We start from the raw sequence: 22,434 nt of genomic DNA, 5'->3' as shown, positions 1-22,434 counted from the left end.
TGGATGGTACGCAACCGGAGTGAAGACAACGCTCGAAAGCGGCGACGAATCGCTTTCGGTACGCTACCGCGCCAACCGGATGGCGTCGGCCAGGAGCGCGGCCACGCCGAGTGTGTGGGCGGTCGTTTGCATGCGCCACGACCTGTCGCGCAGATGCGCGATGAGCTCGTCGTACATCGGTGCATAGAGGGCGTTGACGACGGCGCGGTCGCTCAGCGAGACGGCCGTGCGCGGCCGGCTGGGCATGCCGTCGTGCACAACAGTGAGCGTCGCGTCCGCCCAGTCCATCTGCAGACACTGCGCGCGGCGTTCGAGGCGGATGACATTGGCGCGGCGGCTACCCGCGTAGGAGACCTCGATGCGACCGGTGCCGGCGCTGCCGATGCGCACCTCGACGGACGCGACCTCCCGACCGCCGGGGCCCTCGCGATGACACGCCACTACCGCGCAGCCGGGATCGAGAAGCGCGAACAGGGCCAGGTAGTGCACCGCGTGGTCACCGAGGATGCCGCCCTCGTGCTCGGGATCGGCGCGCCATCCTCCCGCGCTCAACGGGTCGGTGCCAGGGCGCTCCACGTCCGCGTGCAGGCTGAACGGCTCGCCGCCGTCCACGGCGCCGGCGGCGGCGCGGGCCATCCACCGCCACGGCGTGGCGAAGCGGTACTGATGCACTGTGGCCAGCGCCAGCTCGGGGTGCTCCCGCGCCAGTGCTCGGAGAGCGGCGACGTCGGCGTCGCTGAGCCCGAGCGGCTTTTCGCAGAGCACGTGGACGCCGCGCTCCGCCGCAGCGGCCATCTCGCCGAGATGCGCGCTGGGCGGCGTGGCGATGACCAGCAGGTGCGGAGCGGTGGCCTCGAGCATGGCGTCGTTGTCAGCGAAGCCGGCGGTGTTTGGATGGGCGGCGATGACCGCCTCACGGCGGGCGCCGTCGGGGTCGCAGACGCCCACGAGTTGCACGGCCCCGCTCGCCTCGGCGTCGCGCAGGGCGGGGAGGTGAGCGCGGGTGGCCGCTGAACCGATGCCGACCAGGGCGATGCGCAGGGCCTCGCCGCGGCGGTCGTCAGCCGGCAAGGGCACGCCGCAGCGCTGCGATGGCCTCGTCCGCGCCGTCCTCGGTGAGCACCAGCGGAGGGTTGAGGCGGACCTCGGGCACGTCACCGACGATGAGGATGCCCTCGTCGAGGCAGCGACGGAAGAGCCGCAGGCAGAGCTCGGGACCGGCGAGGCTCCCGGTCGCGGGGTCGAGGAGGTCGAAGCCGAGCATCATCCCGACGCCGCGGTTGTGGGCCACGTACGGCGACTCCCTGTCCAGCGCGACGACGCCCTCGGCGAGGCGCAGCGCCGTGCCGTTGACGTGGTCGAGGAAACCGGGAGCCGCGATCACCTCGAGCACGGCGCTGCCCGCCGCGCAGGCCAGCGGGTTGGCCCCATAGCTGCTCGAGGTTGCCGACGGCTGGGCAAACAGGCTGGCGTCCCACAGCTCTCCCGATGCGGCCACGCCGCTGAGTGGGTAGCCGCCCCCGATCGCCTTGCCGAGGACCAGGATGTCGGGGCGTACGCCGAACCAGTCCACCGCGAAGTTGCGCCCGAGCCGGCCGAAGCCGGTGATCGACTCGTCGACGATGAGCAGCCAGCCGCGCCGGTCGCAGAGCGCGCGCAGGCCGGCGAGGAAGCCGCGCTCGGGCGGCCGGTTGCCGGCCGTGCCCAGGACGGGCTCAACGATGATCGCGGCCACCCCCTCGAGCTCGGCCGCGCTCCGATCGAGCTCGGCGAGCGCGCCGGCGCCGTCCTCGGCGCACTCCGGGTAGGTGAGCGCGTCGTGCTCCTCACACCGGGGGTAGGGGAGGGAGTGCACCCAGTCGACTCCGAGGCTGACCTGTTCGTCGGGGAAGCGACCGCCGCTGAAGCGCACCCCGGTGGTCTTGCCGTGGAAGCCGCTCGAGAAGGAGATGAGGTCACGGCGCCCGCTCACAGACTGGGCCAGCCGGACCGCCACCTCGACGGCCTCGGCGCCGCCGGAGTAGAGCGCCACCCGGTCCACACCCACCGGGAGAACGCCGGCGAGGCGGTCGAGGTAGGCGGCGTGCTCGGGTGTGTGGAGCACACACGCAGCGAGCTTCTTGGCTTGCGCCGCCACCGCCTCGGACCACACCGGGTTGCCGTGACCGATGGCCGCCACGCCCATGGCGGTGGCGAAGTCCAGCAGCCGCCTGCCGTCGTCGGTGACCAGGTAGGGCCCTTCGCCGTGGGTCACCACTAGGCCCGCCGATTCGGCGATGCGGCGCGGACCTCCGCCGCCGAGACGGCGCACCGTCTGCGCGACGGCGCTGGTGGGCGAGGTTCCGACAGTTGTGCTCACTAGATTGCCTCGATGTCGTTGTCGCCACCAGCGCGCCGCCGGATGCGGCGGACGTGGGGTGCGTGCTGCAGGTGGTAGGGGATGTTGACGACCACGGTCCCGGGACGGAACAGTAGCTGCGCCTTGAGGCGCAGGGCTGTCTGGTTGTGGAGCAGCTGGTGCCACCAGCGGGTAGCCACGAGCTCCGGCAGGACGATGATCAGCGTGTCGTCGTTGCGCTGGCTATCGATGGCGTCGATGTAGCGGAGCAGCGGGCGGACGAAGGTGCGGTACGGCGACTCGACGATCTCCAGGGGCACGTGGTTGCCCCAGACTTCCCAGCGTGCTCGCATCCTGGCGATGTGCTCCTCGTCGTCGCAGATGTGGACCGCGATGACGTTGTCGGTCATGCTCCGGGCAAAGGCGAGCGACTGCAGTGCCAGGCTGTTGAGGTCGGCGATCGGCACCAGGGCGACCAGCTTGAGCTCGTCGGGGGAGGTGGCGATCTCGGTGGTCAGCGTGTTGCTCACCTCGAGGTAGTGACGATGCACCGCGAAGCAGGCCGCGACCAGGATGGGGACGATGATGACGATCACCCCGGCGCCGTCCTTGAACCGCGTCACGCCGTTGATGAGCAGAACCAGGGCGGTGATGACGGTGCCCGTGGCATTGATGACCAGGCCGAGCCTCCAGCCCTTCTCGCGCAGCCGTAACCATCGCGACACCATGCCCGCCTGCGACATCGTGAAGGCGGTGAAGACCCCGACGGCGTACAGCGGCAGGAGGCTGTTGACGTTGCCGTTGAATCCCCACACCAGCAGGGCGGACAGCACGGCCAGCACGATGATTCCGTTGCTGTACGAGAGACGGTCACCGAGCCTCTTGAACTGGTGCGGTGCGAAGTCGTCCCGGGCCATGAAGAACAGCAGCCTTGGAAAATCGGAGAAGGCGGTGTTGCCGGCGAGGACAAGGATCGCCGTGGTCGAGACGATCACGAAGAAGTAGAGCGGCCCGTTGTGGAAGGCGTAGGTTGCAACCTTGGAGATGACCGTCTGGTAATGCGGCGACGCTGGGTCGTCCGGCACCAGCCCCAACCAGTACGTCACCAGGCTGATGCCGACGAACATGGCGCCGAGGATGATCCCCAGCGTGGTGATGGTGATGCGGGCGTTGACCCACTCCTTGGGTTTGAACGCCGGCACGCCGTCGCTGATCGCCTCGACACCCGTGAGGGCGGTGGCACCGGACGCGAACGCCCGCAGCAGAAGAAAAATCCCGAGCGTCTGGGTCACCCGGTGGGGATCGATGACGGGGACGGTGCGCGGCACGTGGTTGGTGATGATCTGGAACCCCGCCACGATGACCATGAGGAACATCGACGCGATGAACAGGTAGGTCGGGGCCGCGAAGATGGAGCCGGACTCACGGATTCCGCGCAGATTGCCGAAGAGGAGCAGCGCGATGAAGACGAGGCACAACGGGACGCGGTAGGGGATGGCGGCGGGCGCGGCGCTGATGATGTTGTCGGTCCCCGCCGCGACCGACACCGCGACGGTCAAGGTGTAGGAGGTCATCAGGGCACAGCCGGCGGTCAGCCCGGCGAGGTGGCCGAGGTTGTCGCTGGCCACGATGTACGAGCCGCCGCCTTTGGGATACGCCTTGATCGTCTGCCTGTAGCTGAGCACGACGATGGCTAGTAGGAGGGCGATGGCCCCGGTGATCGGGAGGATGAATCCATAGGCGGTGGCGCCGGCGAGGACTAGGTAGAAGAGGATCTGCTCGGTGGCGTACGCCACGGACGAGAGCGCGTCGGACGAGAGCACCGCCAGCGCCTTGATCTTGGTGAGCCGTTCGTGGGCTTGCTGTTGCGTCGCCAGCGGCGTGCCCAGGAGGGCGTTGCGGAGGCGACCGCGGAAGCGCGCGAAGTCGCCGGTGGGCGCGGTGGCGCGCTTGGTTACCTCGAGCCAACCCGGGGCCTTGTGCTCGAAGCCCTGGCTCTTCGAGCGCATGACGCGCACGTACTGCTGGCCGGGACGGCCGCGCTTCTCGAGGAGGTCGAGGTCGGGGTCGATGGCCGCGTCGACGTGCGAGCGCGCCCGCGGCACGCGCGACCACGCCTGCCCTGCCTCCCGAAGCGCGGCCACCTCGTCGTCGGCGAGTTCGACGGTGGCGGGGCCGGACACGTCCGGCGTCGGTTCACTCACTTCTTGGTCACAAACTCCGTCGCAGAGTGTAGTCAGCGGTTCGGCGAACGCGGATCACGGGGTGTCGGGTACGATTCGCGCGTTCCGATGGATTGCGACCTGGCCGAGTGATCGACACAACCGAGGCATCGTCCCCCGCCGCCGGCGAGGAGACGGACAGCCGCAGCACACCTGTCAACGGTGGCGGCCGCGCTGTCGCACAGACCGTGCGCCGCCGCGCGCCCGCCGCCGGCCCGGCGCCGTCGCAAATGCCCCGCATCGTGCGGCCCCAGGGATTGCCCCACGCGGCCGCGCCGATCGAGCCCCCCGCCCCTGACCATCACCACCTCCCCGGATGGGTGCGACGCGTCCACGGCCAGGCCCGCCCCATCCTCGCCGACCTGCTCGGCAACCTCTCCGGCGAGTCCCGGGATCGCTTCCAGAAGAGCGTCGACACCCTCATCGGTGGCATGAGCGCCGGCAAGTTCAGCCTGGCCTGGCAGTACCCCAAGGTGATCGGCGACGGCATGGAGCTCTTCGAGAACCACCGGCGCGAGAACGCCGCGCAGTTCCAGGCCCAGCGCGCCCTCGAACAGCGTCGCAAGAAGGCTGGCGACGGCCTGCGCGAGGCCGGCGGTCGGCTGGCCGCCGAGGCGCTGGCCCGGCTCAACCGCAGCCTGCGCAGCGCCACCACAGCCGAGGAGATCGATGCGGTGGCGACCGAGGTGGGGCAGGCCGTGACCGCGGCGCGCAACAACGAGGAGCGACGCCGCGATCGCGAGATCGACCGCACACGTTCCCGGATCCGCAAGACGCTGCCCCGGACGGCGGCGTCTGCAGAGCCCGCCGAGACGTGGCAGGACGTGCTCCGCCGCTTTGCTGAGACCCAGGCCGCGGATTAGCCCGGCGGCGGGGACTTGGGGCGCCGGTATACTCGCTGCGAGTTCGCAGCCAGCGCGAGGAGTTCGTGACCACAACCCCCGTCGCCGCGTCGCTCGACCCAGATCGCCTCGCGCCTGACGCCGGCAACCCCGCTGTGGCCGCCGTGATGCGCGACGAGGTGGTGTTCTGCCTTCCCAGCACCGGGGTGGACGCCGTGGCCAAGCTCATGGCGGACAACGAGCTGACCGAGATCCCCGTTCTGCTCGACCGCCGCCCGGTGGGCTACGTCCACCAGGACGACATCCTCGACCGCCTCGTCGCCGGAGAGGTGGTGATCGCCGGCAGCGACGTGGCCATGCGTCCACCCACAACCGTGGTGCAGGCCCGGGACATCCTCCGCACCCCGCTGCTGCTCGTCGACGAGGCGCAGCAGGTGCGCGAGGTAGCTGCGGTGATGGCCCAGCAGGGGCGTCAGGTGGCGCTGGTGATGCACGAGGACGAGACCCCGGTGGGGATGCTCACCCCGCGCGAGCTGGCCGACCACCTCCTGGCTCACCCGGAGATCACAGGTGCCTGAGCTGGACAGGCTGGCGATCACGCTGGGCGCGGAGTGCGACCCCGACGACAGCCTGCTCGACATCCTCTCGCCGCTGCGCGCGCAATACCCCGTGCCCCTGGTGGTGATCCGCGACGACGTCATCGAGGGGACCGTCGGCCTCGAGGTCGTCGTCGACGCCTTTGGCCATGACCTGGCCGCGGTCCGCGTCGGCGAGGTGATGCGCCCGGCGCCGCAGCTGGACATCGGTGAGGCGACCGAACACGGCGTCGCCGCGATGCGCGCCGGCGGCGCAGCGACAGTGATCGTCACCGAGAGCCAGGGCGGGTTGTTCTCGCGCCAGCGTGACCAGCGCCCGGTGGGGATGGTCACCGACGCGCTGGTCCTGGCCACCATCGGCAAGAACGTCACCGACAAGGCGCCAATGAAGATCCTGTCCGGCCACCGCGACCTCGGCTTCAACGTCCCGGTGTCGCCCTGCCAGCGCAACTGCCCGATCAAGCAGGACATCGCCACCTACGTCGATTACGTGAGCCAGGGGCGCTACGTCGACTCCTGGACGGTGATCCACGAGACCAACCCCTTCCCGAGCATGCTGGGCAGGCTCTGCAACCACCCCTGCGAGACCGACTGCAAGCGCGGCTGGGACCCGGGCGAGGAACCGGTCACGATCCGCTCGATCAAGCGCTTCAGCACCGACTTCGCGTTCGCGCAGAACCTCTGGATCGACTACAAGATCGCCCCGCCCAACGGCCGGCGCGTGGCCGTGGTCGGCGCTGGTCCCGCGGGGCTGACCTGCGCCCTCGACCTGCGCGTCCAGGGCTACGACGTTGCCGTGTACGAGCGCGAATCGAAGGTGGGCGGCCTGCTCAGCACGTCGATTCCGCCGTTCCGCTTCGACCATCGCCAGCTCCAGTGGGAGCTCGACATGATCCTGGCCACCGGCATCGAGGTGCATACCGACAGCAACATCGGCACCGGCGAGAACGACGTCAAGATCGACGACCTGCTCGCCGAATACGACGCCGTCTTCGTGTCGATCGGGATGATGAAGGGGCGCATCCTGCCCATCCCCGGCAGCGACTTTCCCCAGGTCACCGACGCGATGACCTTCCTGCGCCAGATCTCGTACGACCGCATCCCACCGCACTTCCCCGTGGCCGGCCGCGTGGTGGTGGTGGGCGGCGGCGCCATCGCCACCGACGCGTGCCAGAGCTCGATCAAGCTCGGCGCCAAGGAGGTGTGGATGGTGGCCATCGAGCCCGAGGACCGGCTGCCGGCGTTCGGCAACGAGCTCCACGAGGCCAAGGAGATCGGTCTGCACATCAAGTGCGGGGTCATCGTCAAGGAGATCCACGCGGACGAGCGCGGCAACGTCACCGAGGTGAGCTTCGCGCCGCTGCAGCCGATGGAGTTCGACCCGCTCAGCGGCAAGCTCATCTTCGCGTCGGTGAAGGAGGCCGAGGGAGCGGAGCGCTGGACGGTGCCCGCCGACCTGGTCATCTTCGCGTCGGGCCAGATCATGGAGGCGCCGGGCGACACGGTGCCGCTGACCCAGCGCGGGCTCGTCGCCGCCGACCGCGGCGGGCACACCGGCGTTGACAGGCTGTTCTGCGGCGGCGACTGCGTGCAGGGTCCGTCATTCATCGTCGACGCCGTCGCCTGGGGTCACCGAGTGGCGCGTTCCATCCGCGAGTACCTCGGCGATGACCTGCCGTCGGACGAGCGCATCTACCAGACCACGGTGGAGCGGACCGACGATCACCGCCAATCCGAGGTATTCGCGCGCACCGACCCGCCCATCCTCGAGGCTTCCAAGCGCTACGACATGAGCGAATGCGAGCTGCCCTGGAGCGATCGCGAGGCAATCGTGCAGTCGATCCGCTGCTTCCAGTGCGACTCGGTGCATCACTACGACACCGCCGTCTGCGTGCTCTGCGGCGCTTGCGACGACGTGTGCCCGGAGAAGGCGATCGACGTGGTGGTGTTCGGCGAGGATCGTGAGCGCTCGTCTGGTGGCGAGACCATGGTGTGCCACACGTCGGGCGGCGATCCCGGCGCGGGGGGCTACGAGGGCGAGATCTACATCAACTACGACCGCTGCACCAACTGCCGCATCTGTGAGGACCACTGCCCGGTGAACTGCATCACCTTCGAGCGGGTGCGCTTCATCGACGACACCATGCGGGTGGTGGAGAAGCCGCGCATCAGCGTGGAGCTCCCGCTGGTCGCGGTGCACTGACCGCGCGGACGCCTGCCGGCGCGGGGGTCGGCGCGGACGGGGATGCGGCGGTCATGCGGCGCGCCCTGCGGTTGGCTCGCGCGGCCGGGGTGCGCGGCGAGGTGCCTGTCGGTGCGGTGGCCGTGCTTGACGGGGCGGTGATCGCGGCGGCGTCGAACCGCATGGAGCACGCCGGCGATGCCACCGCGCACGCGGAGATGCTGGTGCTGCGCCGGGCGGCGGTGGTGGTGGGGGGATGGCGGCTCAGCGGGGTGACCGTCGCGGTGACCCTGGAGCCGTGCCCGATGTGCGCGGGGGCGATGGTGCAGGCGCGCATCGACCGCTGCGTCTATGGCGCGCGCGACCCCAAGAAGGGCGCCGACGGCAGCGTGTACGACGTGCTGCGCCACGCGGCCAACAATCACCGCGTTGCCGTGCGCGAGGGCGTGCTGGGCGAGGAGTGCGGCCGCTTGCTCAGCGAGTTCTTCCAGGCGCGCCGGCGCCGAGCCTAGTCCGCCGGAAGCAGGTTTCGGACCTTCCAGCCCAACTCGGTGCTCCTGTGCCGCCGGCACCACCGCTTTGTGCGCGAGGAGGGCTGGCGCCTCAGTCACTCTTTTGACGGGCCTTGGATGGCCGAGCCGCCCTAGCACCTGCTCGAATAGGCGTTGATGTCCACGGAGTGGCTGTTCGTCGACGGTTCCAGTCTCATTTTCCGGTCGTTCCACGGGGTGCCGCGCAGCGTTCGCTCACCGGACGGGCGGCCGGTCAATGCTGTGCGTGGTTTCATGGATGCGCTGGCTCGCCTCATCGGTACCCGGCAGCCGCGCCGCCTTGCCGTGGCCAGCGACGAGGACTGGCGGCCGGCCTGGCGGGTCGAGCTCATCCCCGCCTACAAGGCGCACCGCACAGCCGAACCGATCCCGCCCGAACTGGCGCCGCAGATGCCGATCATCCACGAGGTGCTCGACGCCGTCGGCATCGACTTCATCGGGCTGCGCGACTACGAGGCCGAGGACGTGATCGCCACCTGGACGGCGGCGACCCCGGACCCCGTGGAGATCGTCAGCGGCGACCGCGACCTCTTCGCTCTCATCGAGGACCCTCGTGTGTGCGTGCTGTATCCCGAGAAGGGAGGTATGGCCGTGGTGACCGAGGCGGAGGTGACCCGCCGCTACGGCATCGCCGGTCGTAGCTACGCCGACTACGCGATCCTGCGGGGCGACCCGTCCGACGGCCTGCCGGGGCTGCGCGGAGTGGGGGCGGTCGCCGCCGCAGACATCATCCGCAGGCACGGGGGCGTCGCCGGGCTGCTCCGCGACGGTGCGGTGTCCGAGCAGCAGCGCGAGTACCTCGCGCGGGCGATGAAGGTGGTGCCGCCCGTGCAGGGTTTGCCGGTGGTGTTGCCGGAGGGGAGGCGGGACTCCTACCCGGCCCATCCGGCGGCCTTGGCCTCGCTTGCGGAGAGGCACGGACTGTCCTCTGCGGCCGATCGCCTGGTGGAGGCGTTGAGGGTGAACCAGCACACGGGGTAGCCTCGACCGAATCAGATCCGGAGGGCGGTGGCACGCCAGGCCTGGACGACGCCGTCGTCGAGGTTGACCTCGAACGTCACCGGTTCGACCCTGCGCAGCTCCCAGCCGTGCGCGAAGGCGGCGTTGAGCTCCTCGCGCCTGACCCGGCGCGGTCCCCAGTCGCCGGGCTGGGCGTCGCTGAACACGGCAAGGTGGTACTTGCCTCCGGGTACAAGCACGCGGCGGATGGATTCGACGTAGCGCGCGCGGTCCTCGTCGGAGAAGCCGTGGAAGACGCCGCTATCGAGCACGGTGTCGAATCTGGCGTTGAGGAAGTTCAGGTCGAGAGCGTCGCCGACCTCGAAGCGCACGCCGGTGAGGCCGCGCTCGGCGGCACGCGCTCGGGCGATGTCAATTGCCCGTGGAGCGGAGTCGACGCCGGTGGCGTCAAGGCCGCGCGAGGCGGCCAGCAGCGCCAGTTCGCCCGTGCCGCAGCCCACGTCGAGGACTCGCCCGCTCACCTCGCCCGCCGCGAACAGTGCGGCGAGCGCCGGTTGCGGCTTGCCGATCTCCCACGGTGGTGTGCCCAGGTAGGCGCTGTCGAAGCTGGCGAACGTGGGCGGTGGTGCGGCGTCGTCAGCCATGTTCCAAGTCTGGCGCGCCGGACGGAGGCCTTGCGACACTGGGAGGATGCAGGAGCGAGTTGCTGTGAGCGATGACCTGGCCATCGAGGCGATGTCCGCGACGGACTGGCCGGCGGTCCGCGCGATGTATGAGGCCGGCATCGCGACCGGGAACGCCACATTCGAAGAGACCACACCGCAGTGGGAGGCGTGGGACGTGGAGCATCTCAAGGAGCATCGCCTGGTCGCCCGGCGCGGCGGGACCGTGGTGGGCTGGGCGGCGGTCGTCCCAGTGTCGGAGCGTTGCGTCTACGCCGGCGTTGCGGAGAGCAGCGTCTACGTCGCGGAGCAGGCGCGCGGCAGCGGGGTGGGTCGCCGCCTGCTGGACGCTCTCACCGCGAGCACCGACGCCGGGGACATCTGGACCCTGCAGACGGGGGTCTTCCCCGAGAACGTGGCCAGTCTTCGCCTCCATGAGGCCTGTGGCTTTCGCGTCGTCGGCGTCCGGGAGCGGATCGGGCAGCACCGCCGCCGGTGGCGCGACGTCGTGTTCATGGAGCGACGGCGCGCGTGACCGGCGGTCAGTACCCGGTGGCTCCGTCGATCCGCTCGCGCAGCAAGTCGGCGTGTCCGTCATGGCGCGCGTACTCGGCGATCATCGTTACCAGGATCCGGCGCAGGGAGATCGGCTCGCTGGTACGGCGCTGGATGGCTGTGTCGTCGAGGCCGGCGTTGCGGACGATCTCCCGAGCCCGGTCGCATTCGGTGCGCCAGACCTCGAACGCCTGAGCGACGTCGCCGTCGAGTGAATCGAAGTCCTGGTCGGGATCGTCGTCGGAGTAGTAGAGGAGAGGCACGTCCTCGCCGGCGAACTGGATGCGGAACCACCAGCGTTCCACCGCGGCGAGATGGCGCACCAGCCCGTGCAGGCTCATCGTGGACGGCGGGACGGGCTGCTCCGACAGGCGTTCAGCCGGCACCCCGGAGCACTTGAGCTCGAAAGTGGCGCGGTGCCACTCGAGGAAGGCGGTGAGCATCTCGCGCTCCTCTCCCACCAGAGGCAGCGGGCTGCGCGTGTCGTTCGTCCAGACCGGCGAGTAGCTGTCCTCGGGGATCACTCGAGCGATGATGCCAGCCTCCTGGCGAGGTCCGACACGGCACAGCGGTGGGGCGCGATCCCGGCGTCGTAGCGGCGGCTGTTCGGATCCCACGTGAAGCTGAGCTCGCCGGCTGTCCGGGGCGGCGCTGGTGTCCCGGGGCATGGAGGCGAGCATGCGCCGTCACAGCGGTGAACACGATGTCGTCAGCTTGTTACGAGCCCGCCCGGCAGCGCGCGGGCGCCGCCGGGGTCGGCGAGGATCGGCGTTGATTCAGTGTTGCGTGGAGGCCCCGGGTGAGCAATCGGCTGTGGTGTGCCCTGGCAGCCGCTGTGGCGGTGTGCTGTGCCGTCCTGGTGGCCGTGATGCTGATTGCCCCTCCGTCGGCGACCCTGCCGGTCGACGACATCGCCGAGGTGGTGGCCCCGGTGCTCGGCGCCGCCGCATGCCTGCTCGCAGCCCGGCGCCACCACGGCCGCTCCCGCGTGGGCTGGTACCTGGTCGGCGCGAGCGCGCTCACATGGGGCAGTGGCCAGGCGGCTTGGAGCTGGCTCGAGCTGGTGGTACACCAGGACAACCCGTTCCCGTCGCTCGCCGACGTCGGCTACATCGGCTCGGTGCCGCTTCTGTTCGCCGGCCTGTTCACGATGCCGGTGTGGCCGTCGGGCACGGTGGCCAAGCTGCGAGCCGTCACCGACGGACTGATCATCGCCGGCGGCCTGCTGCTGATCAGCTGGTACACCATCCTTTCGGCGATCGTCGCCAGCCCTGCGGACACGGCGCTCGGGCAGGGGCTCAGCCTCGCCTACCCCGTCGGCGACGTGATCGTGGTGACGGTGCTCGCGATCATGTGGTCGCGCGCCTCGACGCAGTCGCGCGGGCCAATCATGCTGATCATCGCCGGTCTGGGTTCGATCGCGGTCGCCGACAGCACCTTCGCGTATCTCCAAGCGCAGGCGCTTTTCGGCTCCGGCAACGTCGTCGACATCGGCTGGGTGGCCGGGTACCTGATGGTGGGCCTCGGCGCACTGTTAGCGATCGGCCGGCCGATGAATAGCAAGCGCGGCACCCTTCCGAGATGGCGCACGGCAGTGCTGCCGTACGTGCCGCTGCCGGTGGCGATCGGGTTGGCCATCCAGGAGCGGCTCACCAACGGCTACATCAGCGCTTTCACCCTCTCCATGGCGCTGGCGCTCTTCGTCCTCGTCCTGCTCCGGCAGGGTCTCTCAGTGCGCGAGAACGTGATCCTGCTGCGCCGCCTGGCGGCCAACGAGCACGAGCTGCACCACCGCGCCGAGCACGACCCTCTCACCAACCTCAGCAACCGCAGCAGCTTCATCCGCTCCGTCGACGAGCTCCTCGACAACCTGACACCCGACCGCCTGTGCGCGGTGATGTTCGTCGACCTCGACGACTTCAAGCACATCAACGACAGCATGGGCCACGCCATGGGCGACCAGGCCATCGTCGCCGTCGGGCAGCGCCTGAAGTCGTGCATGCGCGACCACGACCTGGTGGCGCGCCTCGGCGGCGATGAGTTCGCCGTCTTCCTCACCAGGCTGAACAACGTCGGGCAGATGGTGACCATCGCCGAGCGGCTCATCGAAACCCTCAACGAGCCCTTCCAGAGCTCCGACATGCACGCCTCGGTGTGCGGGACGATCGGCGTCGCCATCGCCGAGGCGGGCGACGACGCCGGCGAGCTGTTGCGCCGTGCGGACATCGCCATGTACGCCGCCAAGGCCCGAGGCAAGGGACTGTTCGGGATCTTCGAGCCCAGCATGCACGTGGCCATGTACGCGCCGCTGGAGCGGCGCGCAGACCTCGAGCGCGCCGCCGCCGAGCAGGAGTTCATCCTGTACTTCCAACCCGTCGTCGACGTGAGCACGCGGACCATGGTGGGGGTGGAGGCGCTGATGCGCTGGGAGCATCCGCGCCTCGGCCTCCTCGGCCCCGTGGAGTTCATCGACGACCTCGAGAAGGCGGGGCTCATGGTCACGGTCGGCGCCTGGGTTCTGGAGGAGGCCTGCAGGCAGACGATGCGGTTGCGTGCCGAGAGCCGGCAGAACCTCTCGGTCAGCGTCAACGTGAGCAGCTCGCAGATGCTCGACGCCGGCTTCGTGGCTGTGGTCGCCGACAGGCTGGCCGCCACCGGACTCCCGCCGAGCGCGCTGGTCGTCGAGCTCACCGAGAGCGGCAGCATCGGCGAGAGCGAGGTGGTGGGGCTCCGCCTCCGCCAGCTGCGCGCCATGGGTGTCCGGGTTGCCATCGACGACTTCGGCAGCGGCTACTCGTCGTTCACCTACCTGCGCCGGCTGCGGGTCGACATCCTCAAGATCGACAAGACGTTCGTTGACGGCCTCCTCGCGGGGGGTCCCGGCGCGGCCTTGGTCGAGGGGATGATCGGGCTGGGCAACAGCCTCGGACTACAGACGGTGGGCGAGGGCGTGGAGGAGGAGGAGCAGCACGCTGCGCTCGTTCGCCTCGGGTGCACCATGGCGCAGGGATACCTGCACGCTCGACCGATGCCGATGGACCAGGTGATGCTGCTGCACGGCGCCGGCGAGTCGCGCGAGGTCGCCGCCACCGGCTGAGGGCTGTGCCGGCTGTGCCACCGGCGTCGAGCGAGCGCGGTGCTAGGCTGCGCCGATGGCGGGCGACAACGTCGTGCACCTCACCCCCGAAGGCCGCGACCGGCTCGAGGAGGAGCTGCGCGACCTCGTGGAAAACCGGCGCCCGGTCATCGTGCAGCGCGTCGCCACCGCCCGTGCCGAAGGAGACCTGAGCGAGAACTTCGCGTACCACGACGCCCGCCAGGAGCTGGGCCTGCTTGATGGGCGCGTCCAGACCATCCAGGCAACACTGCGCAACGCGCAGGTCCTGGAGACGACGGTCGGTGAGGTGGTGGGCCTGGGGTCCACCGTGACCATTCGCGACGAGTTCGGCGAGTCGACGTACGTGATCGTCGGTCCGGTCGAGGCCGACGTCGCCGGTGGACGCATTTCGATGGTGTCGCCGCTTGGCGCCGCGCTCATGGGCCGCACCGTTGGCGACGAGGTCAGCTTCGCCTCACCAGGGGGCACCCGTAGCGCCATCATCGCCGCGGTTCGCTGAGTTGCAGCCGCTGCCTCCGGATACGGTTTGCAGAATCGAATCGTGGACTGCCACGGCGGTGTCGCCACCGCGAGACGTCAGGCGAGGAGTGCCCCGCGGCGCCGCCGCCGGGAGATGAACACGGCCGCGGCGAGGCCGCCCGGAACGAGCAGAAGAGCGGCCCACCGCACCTCGGGCAAAGCCAGGCTGGCGGCCACGTAGGTCTGGTTACCGGTGCCGTTGCCGTTGGTCGCCCCTGGCGGCATCAGCGGCCCGCTGGTTTCCTTGAAGTACCAGTTGACCGTTGGGTGCGAGTCGGTCGGCAGGACGTTGAGGGGATCTGCCGGGATGATCAGCTCGATGTTGCCCGTGGGATCCACGGTCATCGACTCGAAGTCGGCGAGGTTGCGATTGCCACCCGAGCTCAGCGGGGTACCGCAGAACAGGCCATCGGTGCAGATGCCGTTGTAGTGAGGAACGGAGGAGGTCACCTGGGTGACGGCAAACTCTGGATTGACCAGGAGAGCGTTCGGCGTCTGCCAGATGAAGTACTGGAAGGTGACGCCGTCGTTGCGGTAGTCGCTCGTCTTGCAGTTGGCGTTGACCGACGTCCGGCAGTTCACCACGCGGTAGTAGCCGACCGCCACCTGCCCGGACTGTCCCGTTGCAATCGCCGGGAAGACGGACGCGTAGGCCGGGGTGTCGGCATTGAGGTTGATGGGCGGCTGCCATGTGGTGCCGTTGTCGAGTGAGCGGATCAGGAAGGTCTGCACGGGGTCAGTGCCCTTGAGGTTGCCCGAGGCGCCGACGTAGAGGTTGCCGGCGGCGTCGATCGCGAGCTGATTGAACACGTGGCCCCAGGTGCCGGGATTGGTGCCGCCGTTGCTGATGTCACTGACCAGGGTGGTATGGAAGCTCGCTCCACCGTCGCGGCTGATGGCGATGTACAGCTGGTCGAGCGGCCCTCCAGTTGGCGAGACGTTGTTCGGAAAGGTGGAGCAGTTGATGAGGACGTACAAGCCGCCGCTCGAGTCGGTGACCGGCTTGCTGATCCCACGCTCTATGCGGCGCTGAGCGGTAGCTCACAATGGGCGCCCTGGGTGATATTCCTCTGTCTTGCTGTCGCCGGCGTCGTCCTTGGGCGGTTGTTGATCCGCCTGCAGCATGGTCGCCGGGAACTGGCGGTGACCAACGCCGACCTGGCTGAGGCCAACAAGGACCTGGCGCTCCTGGCCCGTATCGACAAGCTGACCGGTGTGTACAACCGGCGACACATCGAGGAGCAGATCGATATTCTTCTTCACGCCGCAGTGCGCGACAGGGCGCCATTGAGTGTTCTGATGCTCGATGTCGACCACTTCAAGGCGGTCAACGACATCGAAGGCCATGAGGTCGGCGACCGGGCCCTTCGGTGCATGGCCACTGCCATCCGTATCGCGCTTCGCCCCGGCGACGTGTTCGGCCGCTGGGGAGGGGAGGCGTTCCTGGTGCTGCTTCCGGGGACGGCCGCGGAGGTCGCGCAGCTCATCGGCGAGCGTCTGCGCTCCCACGTTGCCGCCACACCGGTCGCAAGTGACGACGGCAGGCGGTTGCCGATGACGGTGAGCGTGGGGCTCGCGGTCGCCGACAGCCACGACGTGCTTGGAACCCTCGTCGCACGGGCTGACGCAGCGATGTACCGAGCGAAGAGCGCAGGACGCAATCGGGTGGCCGCCTGAAGCTCGGCTCCCTCTCACTCGAGCGACGCGGCGACCCACGGCGGTCGCTGTACGCTCGCCCCGTGGCCGACCCCGCCGCTGGCATCTCAGCTGCTACGATACCCCCAGTGGGTATAGAAATGGCAGGAAGGCGGCGACGTCGACCATGAGCGTGTTGGGTGCCATTGGTGGCAGTCTCGAGGAAGCTTTCTTCATGTTCTGGGAGACGCTCTGGGCCCTCATCCTGGGATTCGGTCTGTCCGGCGTCGTGCAGGCCTTTGTCTCCCGAGGCCAGATGGAGCGCGTTCTGGGAAGGCCGGGCCTTGGCACTCTCGGCAAGGCCACCTTCTTGGGCATGGTCTCGTCGTCCTGCTCGTATGCGGCAACGGCGATGGCCAAGTCGCTGTTCCAGAAGGGCGCCAACTTCACTGCGGCCATGGTCTTCATGATCGCCTCGACCAACCTGGTCATCGAGCTCGGAATCATCCTCGCGCTGCTGATCGGCTGGCAGTTCACCGCCAGCGAGTTCGTCGGCGGCGTGCTGATGATCGGCCTCTTCGCACTGGTCTCACGGTTCTTCTTCCCCACGGCGCTTGTTGCGGCAGCGCGAGAGCGACTGCGGTCGGGCGATTCGGCGCGGAGCGCTCACATCGAGCACCTCAGAGATGTCAGCGCGCCGGACGATCACGCGGCGGATCGGGTGCCATTTGCGGTGCGGGTGCGGACCCTGGCGGGATGGTCGGACGCGGCCAGCTACACCATGGCCGACATCACCATGCTGCGTCGCGAGATGGTGATCGGCTTCGGCGTGGCCGGGTTCCTCGCCGTGCTGGTCCCCGACGCTGTGTGGGGTCACGTCTTCATCACCGGCCACGGATTCTGGACGGCGCTGGAGAACGCAATTGTCGGCCCCTTCATCGCAATCATCAGCTTTGTCTGCTCGATCGGCAACGTCCCTCTGGCCGCCGCCTTGTGGAAGGGCGGCATCAGCTTCGGCGGCGTCGTGGCCTTCATCTTTGCCGACCTGATCACACTGCCCCTGCTGGTCATCTATCGCAAGTACTACGGAACCAGGATGATGCTGCGGATCCTCGGGTCCTTCTGGCTGGTCATGTCGGCGGGCGGCCTGCTGGTTGAACTCCTCTTCCAGGCCGTGGGCGTCGTGCCGACAACCCGCCCGACGCAGATTGCGCCAGAGCGATTTGCGCTGGACTACACGAGCGTCCTCAACGTGATTTTCCTGATCGCGTTCGCCGGGCTGTACTACCTGCATCGCAACCGTGCCCGGTTCGGCGGCGGCACGGGCTACGCGATCGACCCTGTGTGCGGCATGCAGGTGGAGACCAGCAGCGCTCCCGCCCGCGCCGTCCACGACGGGACCGCGTACTACTTCTGCTCCGACGGCTGCCACGACCGGTTCGGCAGGCAGCCGGAGCGCTATGCCGGACCTCAATCCGGAGGACCAGAAGGTATGCCTGCGGCAGTCGGCGGTGCGACGGCGGTGGCGCTCGACCCAGTGTGCGGCATGTCCGTCAACATCGCCGGCGCCGCGGCACGAAGAATCCGCGACGGTCACGATTTCTACTTCTGCAGCGCCGCATGCGCCGAGCACTTTGACCGCGAACCAGCCGGAGGCACCTATGGCCACATCGCCAGCTAGACGCGCTCCGGCGGGAGCACGTCGGAGCCGACCCCGCCAGACCGCGCCGCTGCGAGATCGTGGCGCGTACCAGGCGAGCAAGCAGGATCTGCTGAAGCGCTTCCGACGGCTCGCCGGTCAGGTCAAGGGCATCGCCCAGATGGTGGAGGAGGAGCGGTATTGCCCGGAGGTGCTGACCCAACTCAGCGCCGCCATCGCCGGCCTCGAGAAGATCGGCTTCATCCTGCTCCGCGAGCACGTGCAGCACTGCGTTGCCGACGGGATCGCGGCGGGGGAGGGGGAGGCCTACATGGACGAGCTCATCGCCACCATCCAGCGTTTTTCGGGACGATGATCGGATGACCGCTGCGGCGCCATTGGCGTTCCGACGAGTCAGAGATCGTTGCGCCCAATCGAAATGAGAGAGGGCCTCGGCCGTAGGTCTGCCGGCTGCAGGCGTGGATGGCAGTGATGCGCTCAGTGAGTTTCCAAGGGTGAGTACGGTGGCAGACAGACCCCGCAAGCCGGACTCCTCACTATGGCCTCGGGTTCCGATCTGTGGCACCGTGCGACTCCGGTAGATGCCCACCAACTCCCGTCGGCGCGGATGGGGAGCAGCGACCATGTGCATGGGGTAGAGCGGAATGCCTGAGCCGGTTGGCAACGACGCGTCCGGGCAAGAGCCGGATGCCAACAGCGGTACGAATCCCATCCCGGATGAAAGCACCCTGGTCGGAAGGACCGGTGTCGAGGGGCAGGTACTTGCCGAGCTTGCTCGTGCCGAAGGGCAGATGAGCGACGGCTGCGAGATGGACAAGGAGGACGACCGGGGAGTGCGCTTGTGAGCGTGACCCACCGCGTCCCGGGGCGCGGATCCGGGCCGCGCACCAAGTCGAGCGTGGAGGAGATGGGGGACGACGCGCGCCGTCTCGATCTGAGTGCCAGGACCAAAACGCCGACGACGCTGGCGATCGATATCGGGGGCACCGGTCTCAAGGCGTCGGTGCTGGATAGCGCTGGCAAGCTGATGGCGAGACGGGTGCGCGTCAAGACCACCTACCCGTGTCCACCCGACCAGCTCGCCGACACGCTAGCCAGTCTGGTGGCACCGCTTCGGGGCTTCGACCGCGTGTCGGTTGGGTTTCCCGGCGTCGTACGAAAAGGGGTCGTGCTCACGGCGCCGCATTTCGTCACCCGTTCGGGGCCTGGATCGCCGGTGGACCAGAAGTTGCTCGTGGCGTGGACGGGCTTCGCCCTTGCAGATGCGATGGAGACCCGTCTCGGACACCCCGTTCGCGTTGCCAACGATGCTGACATCCAGGGGCTCGAAGTGGTGAGTGGCACCGGGGTCGAGTTCGTCGTGACACTCGGCACAGGAGTCGGGACGGCGCTTCTCGTCGATGGCAAGCTCGCGTCGCACCTTGAGCTGGCGCACCATCCCTTCCGCAAAGGGGAGACGTATGACGAGCAGCTCGGCAACGAGGCCTTGCAGAGGATCGGCGCCAAGAAGTGGCGAAAGCGCGTCAACAAGGCGGTTGCCAACTTCCACGAGCTGATCAATTACGACCGGTTGTACGTTGGTGGCGGAAACGCGTCGGAGCTCAACGGCCACCTCGACCAGTCGGTCACCATCGTCGGCAACATCGCTGGCATCCTCGGTGGGATCAAGCTGTGGGACATGCCGGCTGACGTGACGTGAGCGGGTTTAGTCGTCACCCGTACTGGCGCGACGCGTACGAAATATCCGGCTGAAGGGGACACTCACATGCAACTTGGCATGATCGGGCTCGGGAGGATGGGCGCCAACCTGGTCGAGCGTCTGACACGGGGCGGCCACGAGTGCGTGGTCTTTGACATCAACGCGGCTGCCGTAGCTAGAGTAGCGGGCAAACACGCGCAGGCGTCGACATCGATCGCTGACTTTGCCGCCAAGCTCAATAAGCCACGCGCCGTGTGGGTGATGGTGCCGGCCGCTGTGACCGGTGCGACCGTTCAAGAGCTCGCCACCCATCTGGAGCCTGGCGACATCATCATCGATGGCGGCAACAGTTACTACCGCGATGACATCCAGCGTGCCAAGGCCCTCGCTGAGAACGGTATCCACTATGTCGACTGCGGCACCAGCGGTGGAGTCTTCGGGCTGGAACGCGGATTCTGCCTCATGATCGGCGGCGAGAACGCGGTGGTGGAGCACCTCGATCCCATCTTCGGGACGATCGCGCCCGGGGTGGGGGAAACAGCACGGACGCCGGGACGGATGGGCCCACCAAGCCGCGCAGAGCACGGGTACCTGCATTGCGGTCCCAATGGTGCCGGTCATTTCGTGAAGATGGTGCACAACGGCATCGAGTACGGCCTGATGGCCGCCTACGCTGAGGGGCTCAACATCCTCAAGAACGCCGACATCGGGCTGCGCCAGCAGGAGGACGATGCGGAGACCGCGCCGCTGCGCGGACCGGATGCCTATCAATACCAGCTGGACCTCGGCGATATTGCGGAGGTGTGGCGGCGCGGGAGCGTGATCGCGTCCTGGCTGCTCGACCTCACGGCGGCGGCACTGAGCGGAGACGCGGAGCTCACCGAGTTCAGTGGGCGGGTATCGGACTCAGGCGAGGGCAGGTGGACGACGCTTGCGGCGGTTGACGAGGGCGTGCCGGCGCCGGTGATCAGCGCGGCGCTCTTCTCCCGCTTCGAGTCGCGTGGCGACGCGGACTACGCCGACAGGCTGCTCTCCGCGATGCGCAAGGAGTTTGGCGGTCACCACGAGAAGCCCGGCTGACGTGCCGGACAACACCACGGGCGGCGCATCGGACGCGCTCGTGTTCTTCGGCGCCAGCGGTGATCTGGCACGCCAGCAGATCTTTCCGGCGTTGTATGCGATGACCAAGCGCGGGGTGCTGAACGTGCCGGTCATCGGGGTCGCGCATTCCAACTGGACTGTGGCCGACCTCCGCAAGCGGGCGAGGGACAGCATCAAGCGGGTGACCGGCGGGATCGATGATCGCCGCGCGCTCGATGCCCTGCTGTCCAGGCTACGGTATGTCGACGGCGACTACGCCGACCGCGACACCTTCACGAGGCTGAAATCCGAACTCGGCGCGGCTCGCCATCCCGCTCACTACCTCGCCATCCCGCTCACTACCTCGCCATCCCACCGTCGCTCTTCGGTGACGTCATTCGGCAGCTCGGCGCGGTGGGACTGGCCCACGGTGCGCGTGTCATCGTGGAGAAGCCTTTCGGCAGCGACCTCACGTCCGCTCGGCGCCTGAATCGCGTCGCCCATTCTGTGTTTCCCGAGGGATCGATCTTCCGCATCGACCACTTCCTTGGCAAGGAGTCGGTTGAAGGTATCGAGTACTTCCGATTTGCCAACTCGTTTCTCGAGCCGATCTGGAATCGCGACCACGTTGCCAGCGTGCAGATCACCATGTCGGAGCGGTTTGGGGTGCGCGACCGAGGTGCCTTCTACGATGCGACCGGCTGCCTGCGCGATGTCGTGGAGAACCACCTGTTCCAGGTCATCGCACTGCTCGCCATCGATCCACCGGCGAGCCTGGGCACCGACGCCCAGCGCAGTGAGAAGGTGAGGGTGTTTCAGGCGATGCGGCCGCTCGTGCCCGACGACCTGGTGCGCGGCCAGTACAGAGGGTATCGTGGCGAGCCGGGGGTCGCAATGGGATCTGATGTCGAGACGTTCTGCGCGGCCCGGATCCACATCGACTCCTGGCGCTGGGAAGGGGTCCCCTGGTACGTGCGAGGCGGCAAGCGGCTCCCGACCACCGCGACGGAGGTGTTCGTTCAGCTCAAAGCGCCGCCCCAGACGCTCTTCGCCGACACTCCAGCGACAGCGAGTGGGGCGAACTTCGTGCGGTTCCGGCTGGAGCCCGCCCCGGCGATTGCGTTCGGTGCTCGGGTCAGGCGGGCTGGACACGAATCGGTGGGAGAGCAGCGAGAGTTCTGCCTGATGGAGGGGCAGGCCGGCGCTGAGTCTCCGTACGACCGTCTGCTCGGCGATGCGATGGCCGGGGATGGGGCGCTGTTTACGGGGGAGGCAGCCGTTGAGGCCGCCTGGGCGGTCGTGGATCCCGTGCTGAAGCGGCACGGCCGTGCGCTGTTGTACCCGGGCGGGAGCTGGGGCCCAAAGCGAGCCGACGCGATCGTCGCCGACGGTGCAGGATGGCACAACCCCGCGGGCGCTGCTCACCCACGCGAAGGACTGCGAAGATCGGCGGCGCAAGACCGACGATGATTGGAATCGGCGTCGGCATCGGTCTCGCAGGGATCTCGAGGTGCGCAACATCCGAGCCACGGACAGGAGCACACTGGCCACCGTAGTAGCCATTGTTGGCAATAACTGGTCACATATCCCGGGGTACCGCCCCTGCGCCGGGGTCGGCCACGGGGCGAGAGTACAGCGACTGCCCATGGGTCCCCGCTCACCTTGACATGAGCATGCCTTCTATGGCATGGTCGTGCCATGGCAGCCGCAACCGCACTCAGAGAGCGTCAGGCCGGGGTCGTCAGCGACGCCATTCTGGACGCGCTGGTGGACCGTCTCGAGGCCGAAGACCCCGAGGACGTCTCCTTGCCGCAG

Annotated in this window: 22 protein-coding genes; 16 read left to right on the top strand and 6 right to left on the bottom strand. The window is 68.4% G+C overall.

Annotation, left to right across the window (positions count from 1 at the left end; all coding sequences use genetic code 11):
* Positions 1 to 63: 63 nt before the first annotated feature.
* Genes JF886_RS07215 through JF886_RS07205 form a run of 3 tightly spaced genes read right to left on the bottom strand, consistent with a single transcriptional unit; the run spans position 64 to position 4,542 of the window.
* Complete coding sequence (locus JF886_RS07215; protein ID WP_337311010.1) at positions 64 to 1,071, bottom strand: Gfo/Idh/MocA family protein; 1,008 nt, start codon at positions 1,069 to 1,071, stop codon at positions 64 to 66.
* Positions 1,061 to 2,359, bottom strand: a complete 1,299-nt coding sequence (locus JF886_RS07210) for a class-III pyridoxal-phosphate-dependent aminotransferase (RefSeq protein ID WP_337311008.1) — start codon at positions 2,357 to 2,359, stop codon at positions 1,061 to 1,063. Before JF886_RS07210 ends, JF886_RS07215 begins: the two co-directional genes overlap by 11 nt.
* A complete protein-coding gene (locus JF886_RS07205; RefSeq protein WP_337311006.1) occupies positions 2,359 to 4,542 on the bottom strand; it encodes an APC family permease in 2,184 nt (727 codons plus the stop codon). Before JF886_RS07205 ends, JF886_RS07210 begins: the two co-directional genes overlap by 1 nt.
* A 107-nt stretch (positions 4,543 to 4,649) precedes the next feature.
* Between JF886_RS07205 and JF886_RS07200 the strand changes: the two genes are divergently transcribed.
* The 5 genes from JF886_RS07200 to JF886_RS07180 all read left to right on the top strand — a co-directional run bounded on the left by JF886_RS07200 (position 4,650) and on the right by JF886_RS07180 (position 9,712).
* Positions 4,650 to 5,423 (top strand): hypothetical protein, encoded by a 774-nt coding sequence (locus JF886_RS07200; RefSeq protein ID WP_337311005.1) that lies wholly within the window; start codon positions 4,650 to 4,652, stop codon positions 5,421 to 5,423.
* A gap of 65 nt (positions 5,424 to 5,488) precedes the next feature.
* The gene (locus JF886_RS07195; protein ID WP_337311003.1) at positions 5,489 to 5,980 is read left to right on the top strand and encodes a CBS domain-containing protein; all 492 of its coding nucleotides are present in this window, start codon (positions 5,489 to 5,491) and stop codon (positions 5,978 to 5,980) included.
* Complete coding sequence (locus tag JF886_RS07190) at positions 5,973 to 8,201, top strand: FAD-dependent oxidoreductase (protein WP_337311001.1); 2,229 nt, start codon at positions 5,973 to 5,975, stop codon at positions 8,199 to 8,201. Before JF886_RS07195 ends, JF886_RS07190 begins: the two co-directional genes overlap by 8 nt.
* 53 nt (positions 8,202 to 8,254) lie before the next feature.
* Complete coding sequence (gene tadA / locus JF886_RS07185; RefSeq protein ID WP_337310999.1) at positions 8,255 to 8,692, top strand: tRNA adenosine(34) deaminase TadA; 438 nt, start codon at positions 8,255 to 8,257, stop codon at positions 8,690 to 8,692.
* A gap of 156 nt (positions 8,693 to 8,848) precedes the next feature.
* On the top strand, positions 8,849 to 9,712 hold the full coding sequence (locus JF886_RS07180; RefSeq protein WP_337310997.1) for a 5'-3' exonuclease: 864 nt from the start codon (positions 8,849 to 8,851) through the stop codon (positions 9,710 to 9,712).
* A gap of 11 nt (positions 9,713 to 9,723) precedes the next feature.
* On the opposite strand, the gene JF886_RS07175 is transcribed toward JF886_RS07180, so the two are convergent.
* Positions 9,724 to 10,335, bottom strand: coding sequence for a class I SAM-dependent methyltransferase (locus tag JF886_RS07175; protein ID WP_337310995.1), 612 nt, complete (start codon positions 10,333 to 10,335; stop codon positions 9,724 to 9,726).
* A gap of 64 nt (positions 10,336 to 10,399) precedes the next feature.
* On the opposite strand from JF886_RS07175, the gene JF886_RS07170 reads away from it, so the two are divergent.
* Entirely contained in the window at positions 10,400 to 10,888 is a 489-nt protein-coding gene (locus JF886_RS07170; RefSeq protein WP_337310993.1) for a GNAT family N-acetyltransferase, read from the top strand.
* Between the two features lie 7 nt (positions 10,889 to 10,895).
* Here JF886_RS07170 and JF886_RS07165 read toward each other — a convergent pair whose 3' ends face one another.
* Entirely contained in the window at positions 10,896 to 11,432 is a 537-nt protein-coding gene (locus JF886_RS07165) for a DinB family protein (protein ID WP_337310991.1), read from the bottom strand.
* A 275-nt stretch (positions 11,433 to 11,707) separates the two neighbouring features.
* Here JF886_RS07165 and JF886_RS07160 point away from each other — a divergent pair, with 275 nt between their 5' ends.
* Entirely contained in the window at positions 11,708 to 14,005 is a 2,298-nt protein-coding gene (locus JF886_RS07160; protein ID WP_337310989.1) for a putative bifunctional diguanylate cyclase/phosphodiesterase, read from the top strand.
* 55 nt (positions 14,006 to 14,060) lie between these two features.
* On the top strand, positions 14,061 to 14,525 hold the full coding sequence (locus JF886_RS07155) for a GreA/GreB family elongation factor (RefSeq protein ID WP_337310987.1): 465 nt from the start codon (positions 14,061 to 14,063) through the stop codon (positions 14,523 to 14,525).
* Positions 14,526 to 14,602: 77 nt separating this feature from the next.
* Here the strand turns inward: JF886_RS07155 and JF886_RS07150 are convergent, their stop codons facing one another.
* Positions 14,603 to 15,523, bottom strand: coding sequence for a sialidase family protein (locus JF886_RS07150; protein ID WP_337310985.1), 921 nt, complete (start codon positions 15,521 to 15,523; stop codon positions 14,603 to 14,605).
* An 81-nt stretch (positions 15,524 to 15,604) separates the two neighbouring features.
* Between JF886_RS07150 and JF886_RS07145 the strand changes: the two genes are divergently transcribed.
* The 8 genes from JF886_RS07145 to JF886_RS07115 all read left to right on the top strand — a co-directional run bounded on the left by JF886_RS07145 (position 15,605) and on the right by JF886_RS07115 (position 22,089).
* Positions 15,605 to 16,222 carry a GGDEF domain-containing protein gene (locus tag JF886_RS07145; protein ID WP_337310983.1) on the top strand — a complete coding sequence of 206 codons (618 nt, stop codon included), beginning with the start codon at positions 15,605 to 15,607 and terminating at the stop codon, positions 16,220 to 16,222.
* 145 nt (positions 16,223 to 16,367) lie between these two features.
* Positions 16,368 to 17,861: a permease gene (locus tag JF886_RS07140; RefSeq protein WP_337310981.1), complete on the top strand. Its 1,494-nt coding sequence runs from the start codon at positions 16,368 to 16,370 to the stop codon at positions 17,859 to 17,861.
* Positions 17,842 to 18,195 (top strand): metal-sensitive transcriptional regulator, encoded by a 354-nt coding sequence (locus JF886_RS07135; protein WP_337310979.1) that lies wholly within the window; start codon positions 17,842 to 17,844, stop codon positions 18,193 to 18,195. The genes JF886_RS07140 and JF886_RS07135 overlap by 20 nt, the downstream gene beginning before the upstream one ends.
* Before the next feature lie 289 nt (positions 18,196 to 18,484).
* Positions 18,485 to 18,685, top strand: a complete 201-nt coding sequence (locus tag JF886_RS07130; protein ID WP_337310977.1) for a hypothetical protein — start codon at positions 18,485 to 18,487, stop codon at positions 18,683 to 18,685.
* A gap of 2 nt (positions 18,686 to 18,687) precedes the next feature.
* Positions 18,688 to 19,539 (top strand): ROK family protein, encoded by an 852-nt coding sequence (locus JF886_RS07125; protein WP_337310975.1) that lies wholly within the window; start codon positions 18,688 to 18,690, stop codon positions 19,537 to 19,539.
* 66 nt (positions 19,540 to 19,605) lie between these two features.
* Positions 19,606 to 20,619 carry a phosphogluconate dehydrogenase (NAD(+)-dependent, decarboxylating) gene (gnd, locus tag JF886_RS07120; RefSeq protein ID WP_337310973.1) on the top strand — a complete coding sequence of 338 codons (1,014 nt, stop codon included), beginning with the start codon at positions 19,606 to 19,608 and terminating at the stop codon, positions 20,617 to 20,619.
* Position 20,620: 1 nt separating this feature from the next.
* Complete coding sequence (locus JF886_RS16920; protein ID WP_502711408.1) at positions 20,621 to 21,109, top strand: hypothetical protein; 489 nt, start codon at positions 20,621 to 20,623, stop codon at positions 21,107 to 21,109.
* Positions 21,034 to 22,089, top strand: coding sequence for a glucose-6-phosphate dehydrogenase (locus JF886_RS07115; protein ID WP_502711407.1), 1,056 nt, complete (start codon positions 21,034 to 21,036; stop codon positions 22,087 to 22,089). Before JF886_RS16920 ends, JF886_RS07115 begins: the two co-directional genes overlap by 76 nt.
* Positions 22,090 to 22,434 lie beyond the last annotated feature (345 nt).

Origin of the sequence: Candidatus Aeolococcus gillhamiae (assembly GCF_016464765.1) — a bacterium.
GTDB lineage: Bacteria > Chloroflexota > Dormibacteria > Aeolococcales > Aeolococcaceae > Aeolococcus > Aeolococcus gillhamiae.
This window is presented reverse-complemented; position numbering and strand designations above follow the sequence as displayed.

What these genes read in the sequence shown, in the direction of transcription:
- tadA (WP_337310999.1), top strand. Translation starts at nt 8,255, where the DNA reads ATGCGGCGCGCCCTGCGGTTGGCTCGCGCGGCCGGGGTGCGCGGCGAG.
- JF886_RS07180 (WP_337310997.1), top strand. Translation starts at nt 8,849, where the DNA reads ATGTCCACGGAGTGGCTGTTCGTCGACGGTTCCAGTCTCATTTTCCGG.
- JF886_RS07175 (WP_337310995.1), bottom strand. Translation starts at nt 10,335, where the DNA reads ATGGCTGACGACGCCGCACCACCGCCCACGTTCGCCAGCTTCGACAGC.
- JF886_RS07155 (WP_337310987.1), top strand. Translation starts at nt 14,061, where the DNA reads ATGGCGGGCGACAACGTCGTGCACCTCACCCCCGAAGGCCGCGACCGG.
- JF886_RS07140 (WP_337310981.1), top strand. Translation starts at nt 16,368, where the DNA reads ATGAGCGTGTTGGGTGCCATTGGTGGCAGTCTCGAGGAAGCTTTCTTC.
- JF886_RS07135 (WP_337310979.1), top strand. Translation starts at nt 17,842, where the DNA reads ATGGCCACATCGCCAGCTAGACGCGCTCCGGCGGGAGCACGTCGGAGC.
- JF886_RS07130 (WP_337310977.1), top strand. Translation starts at nt 18,485, where the DNA reads ATGCCTGAGCCGGTTGGCAACGACGCGTCCGGGCAAGAGCCGGATGCC.
- gnd (WP_337310973.1), top strand. Translation starts at nt 19,606, where the DNA reads ATGCAACTTGGCATGATCGGGCTCGGGAGGATGGGCGCCAACCTGGTC.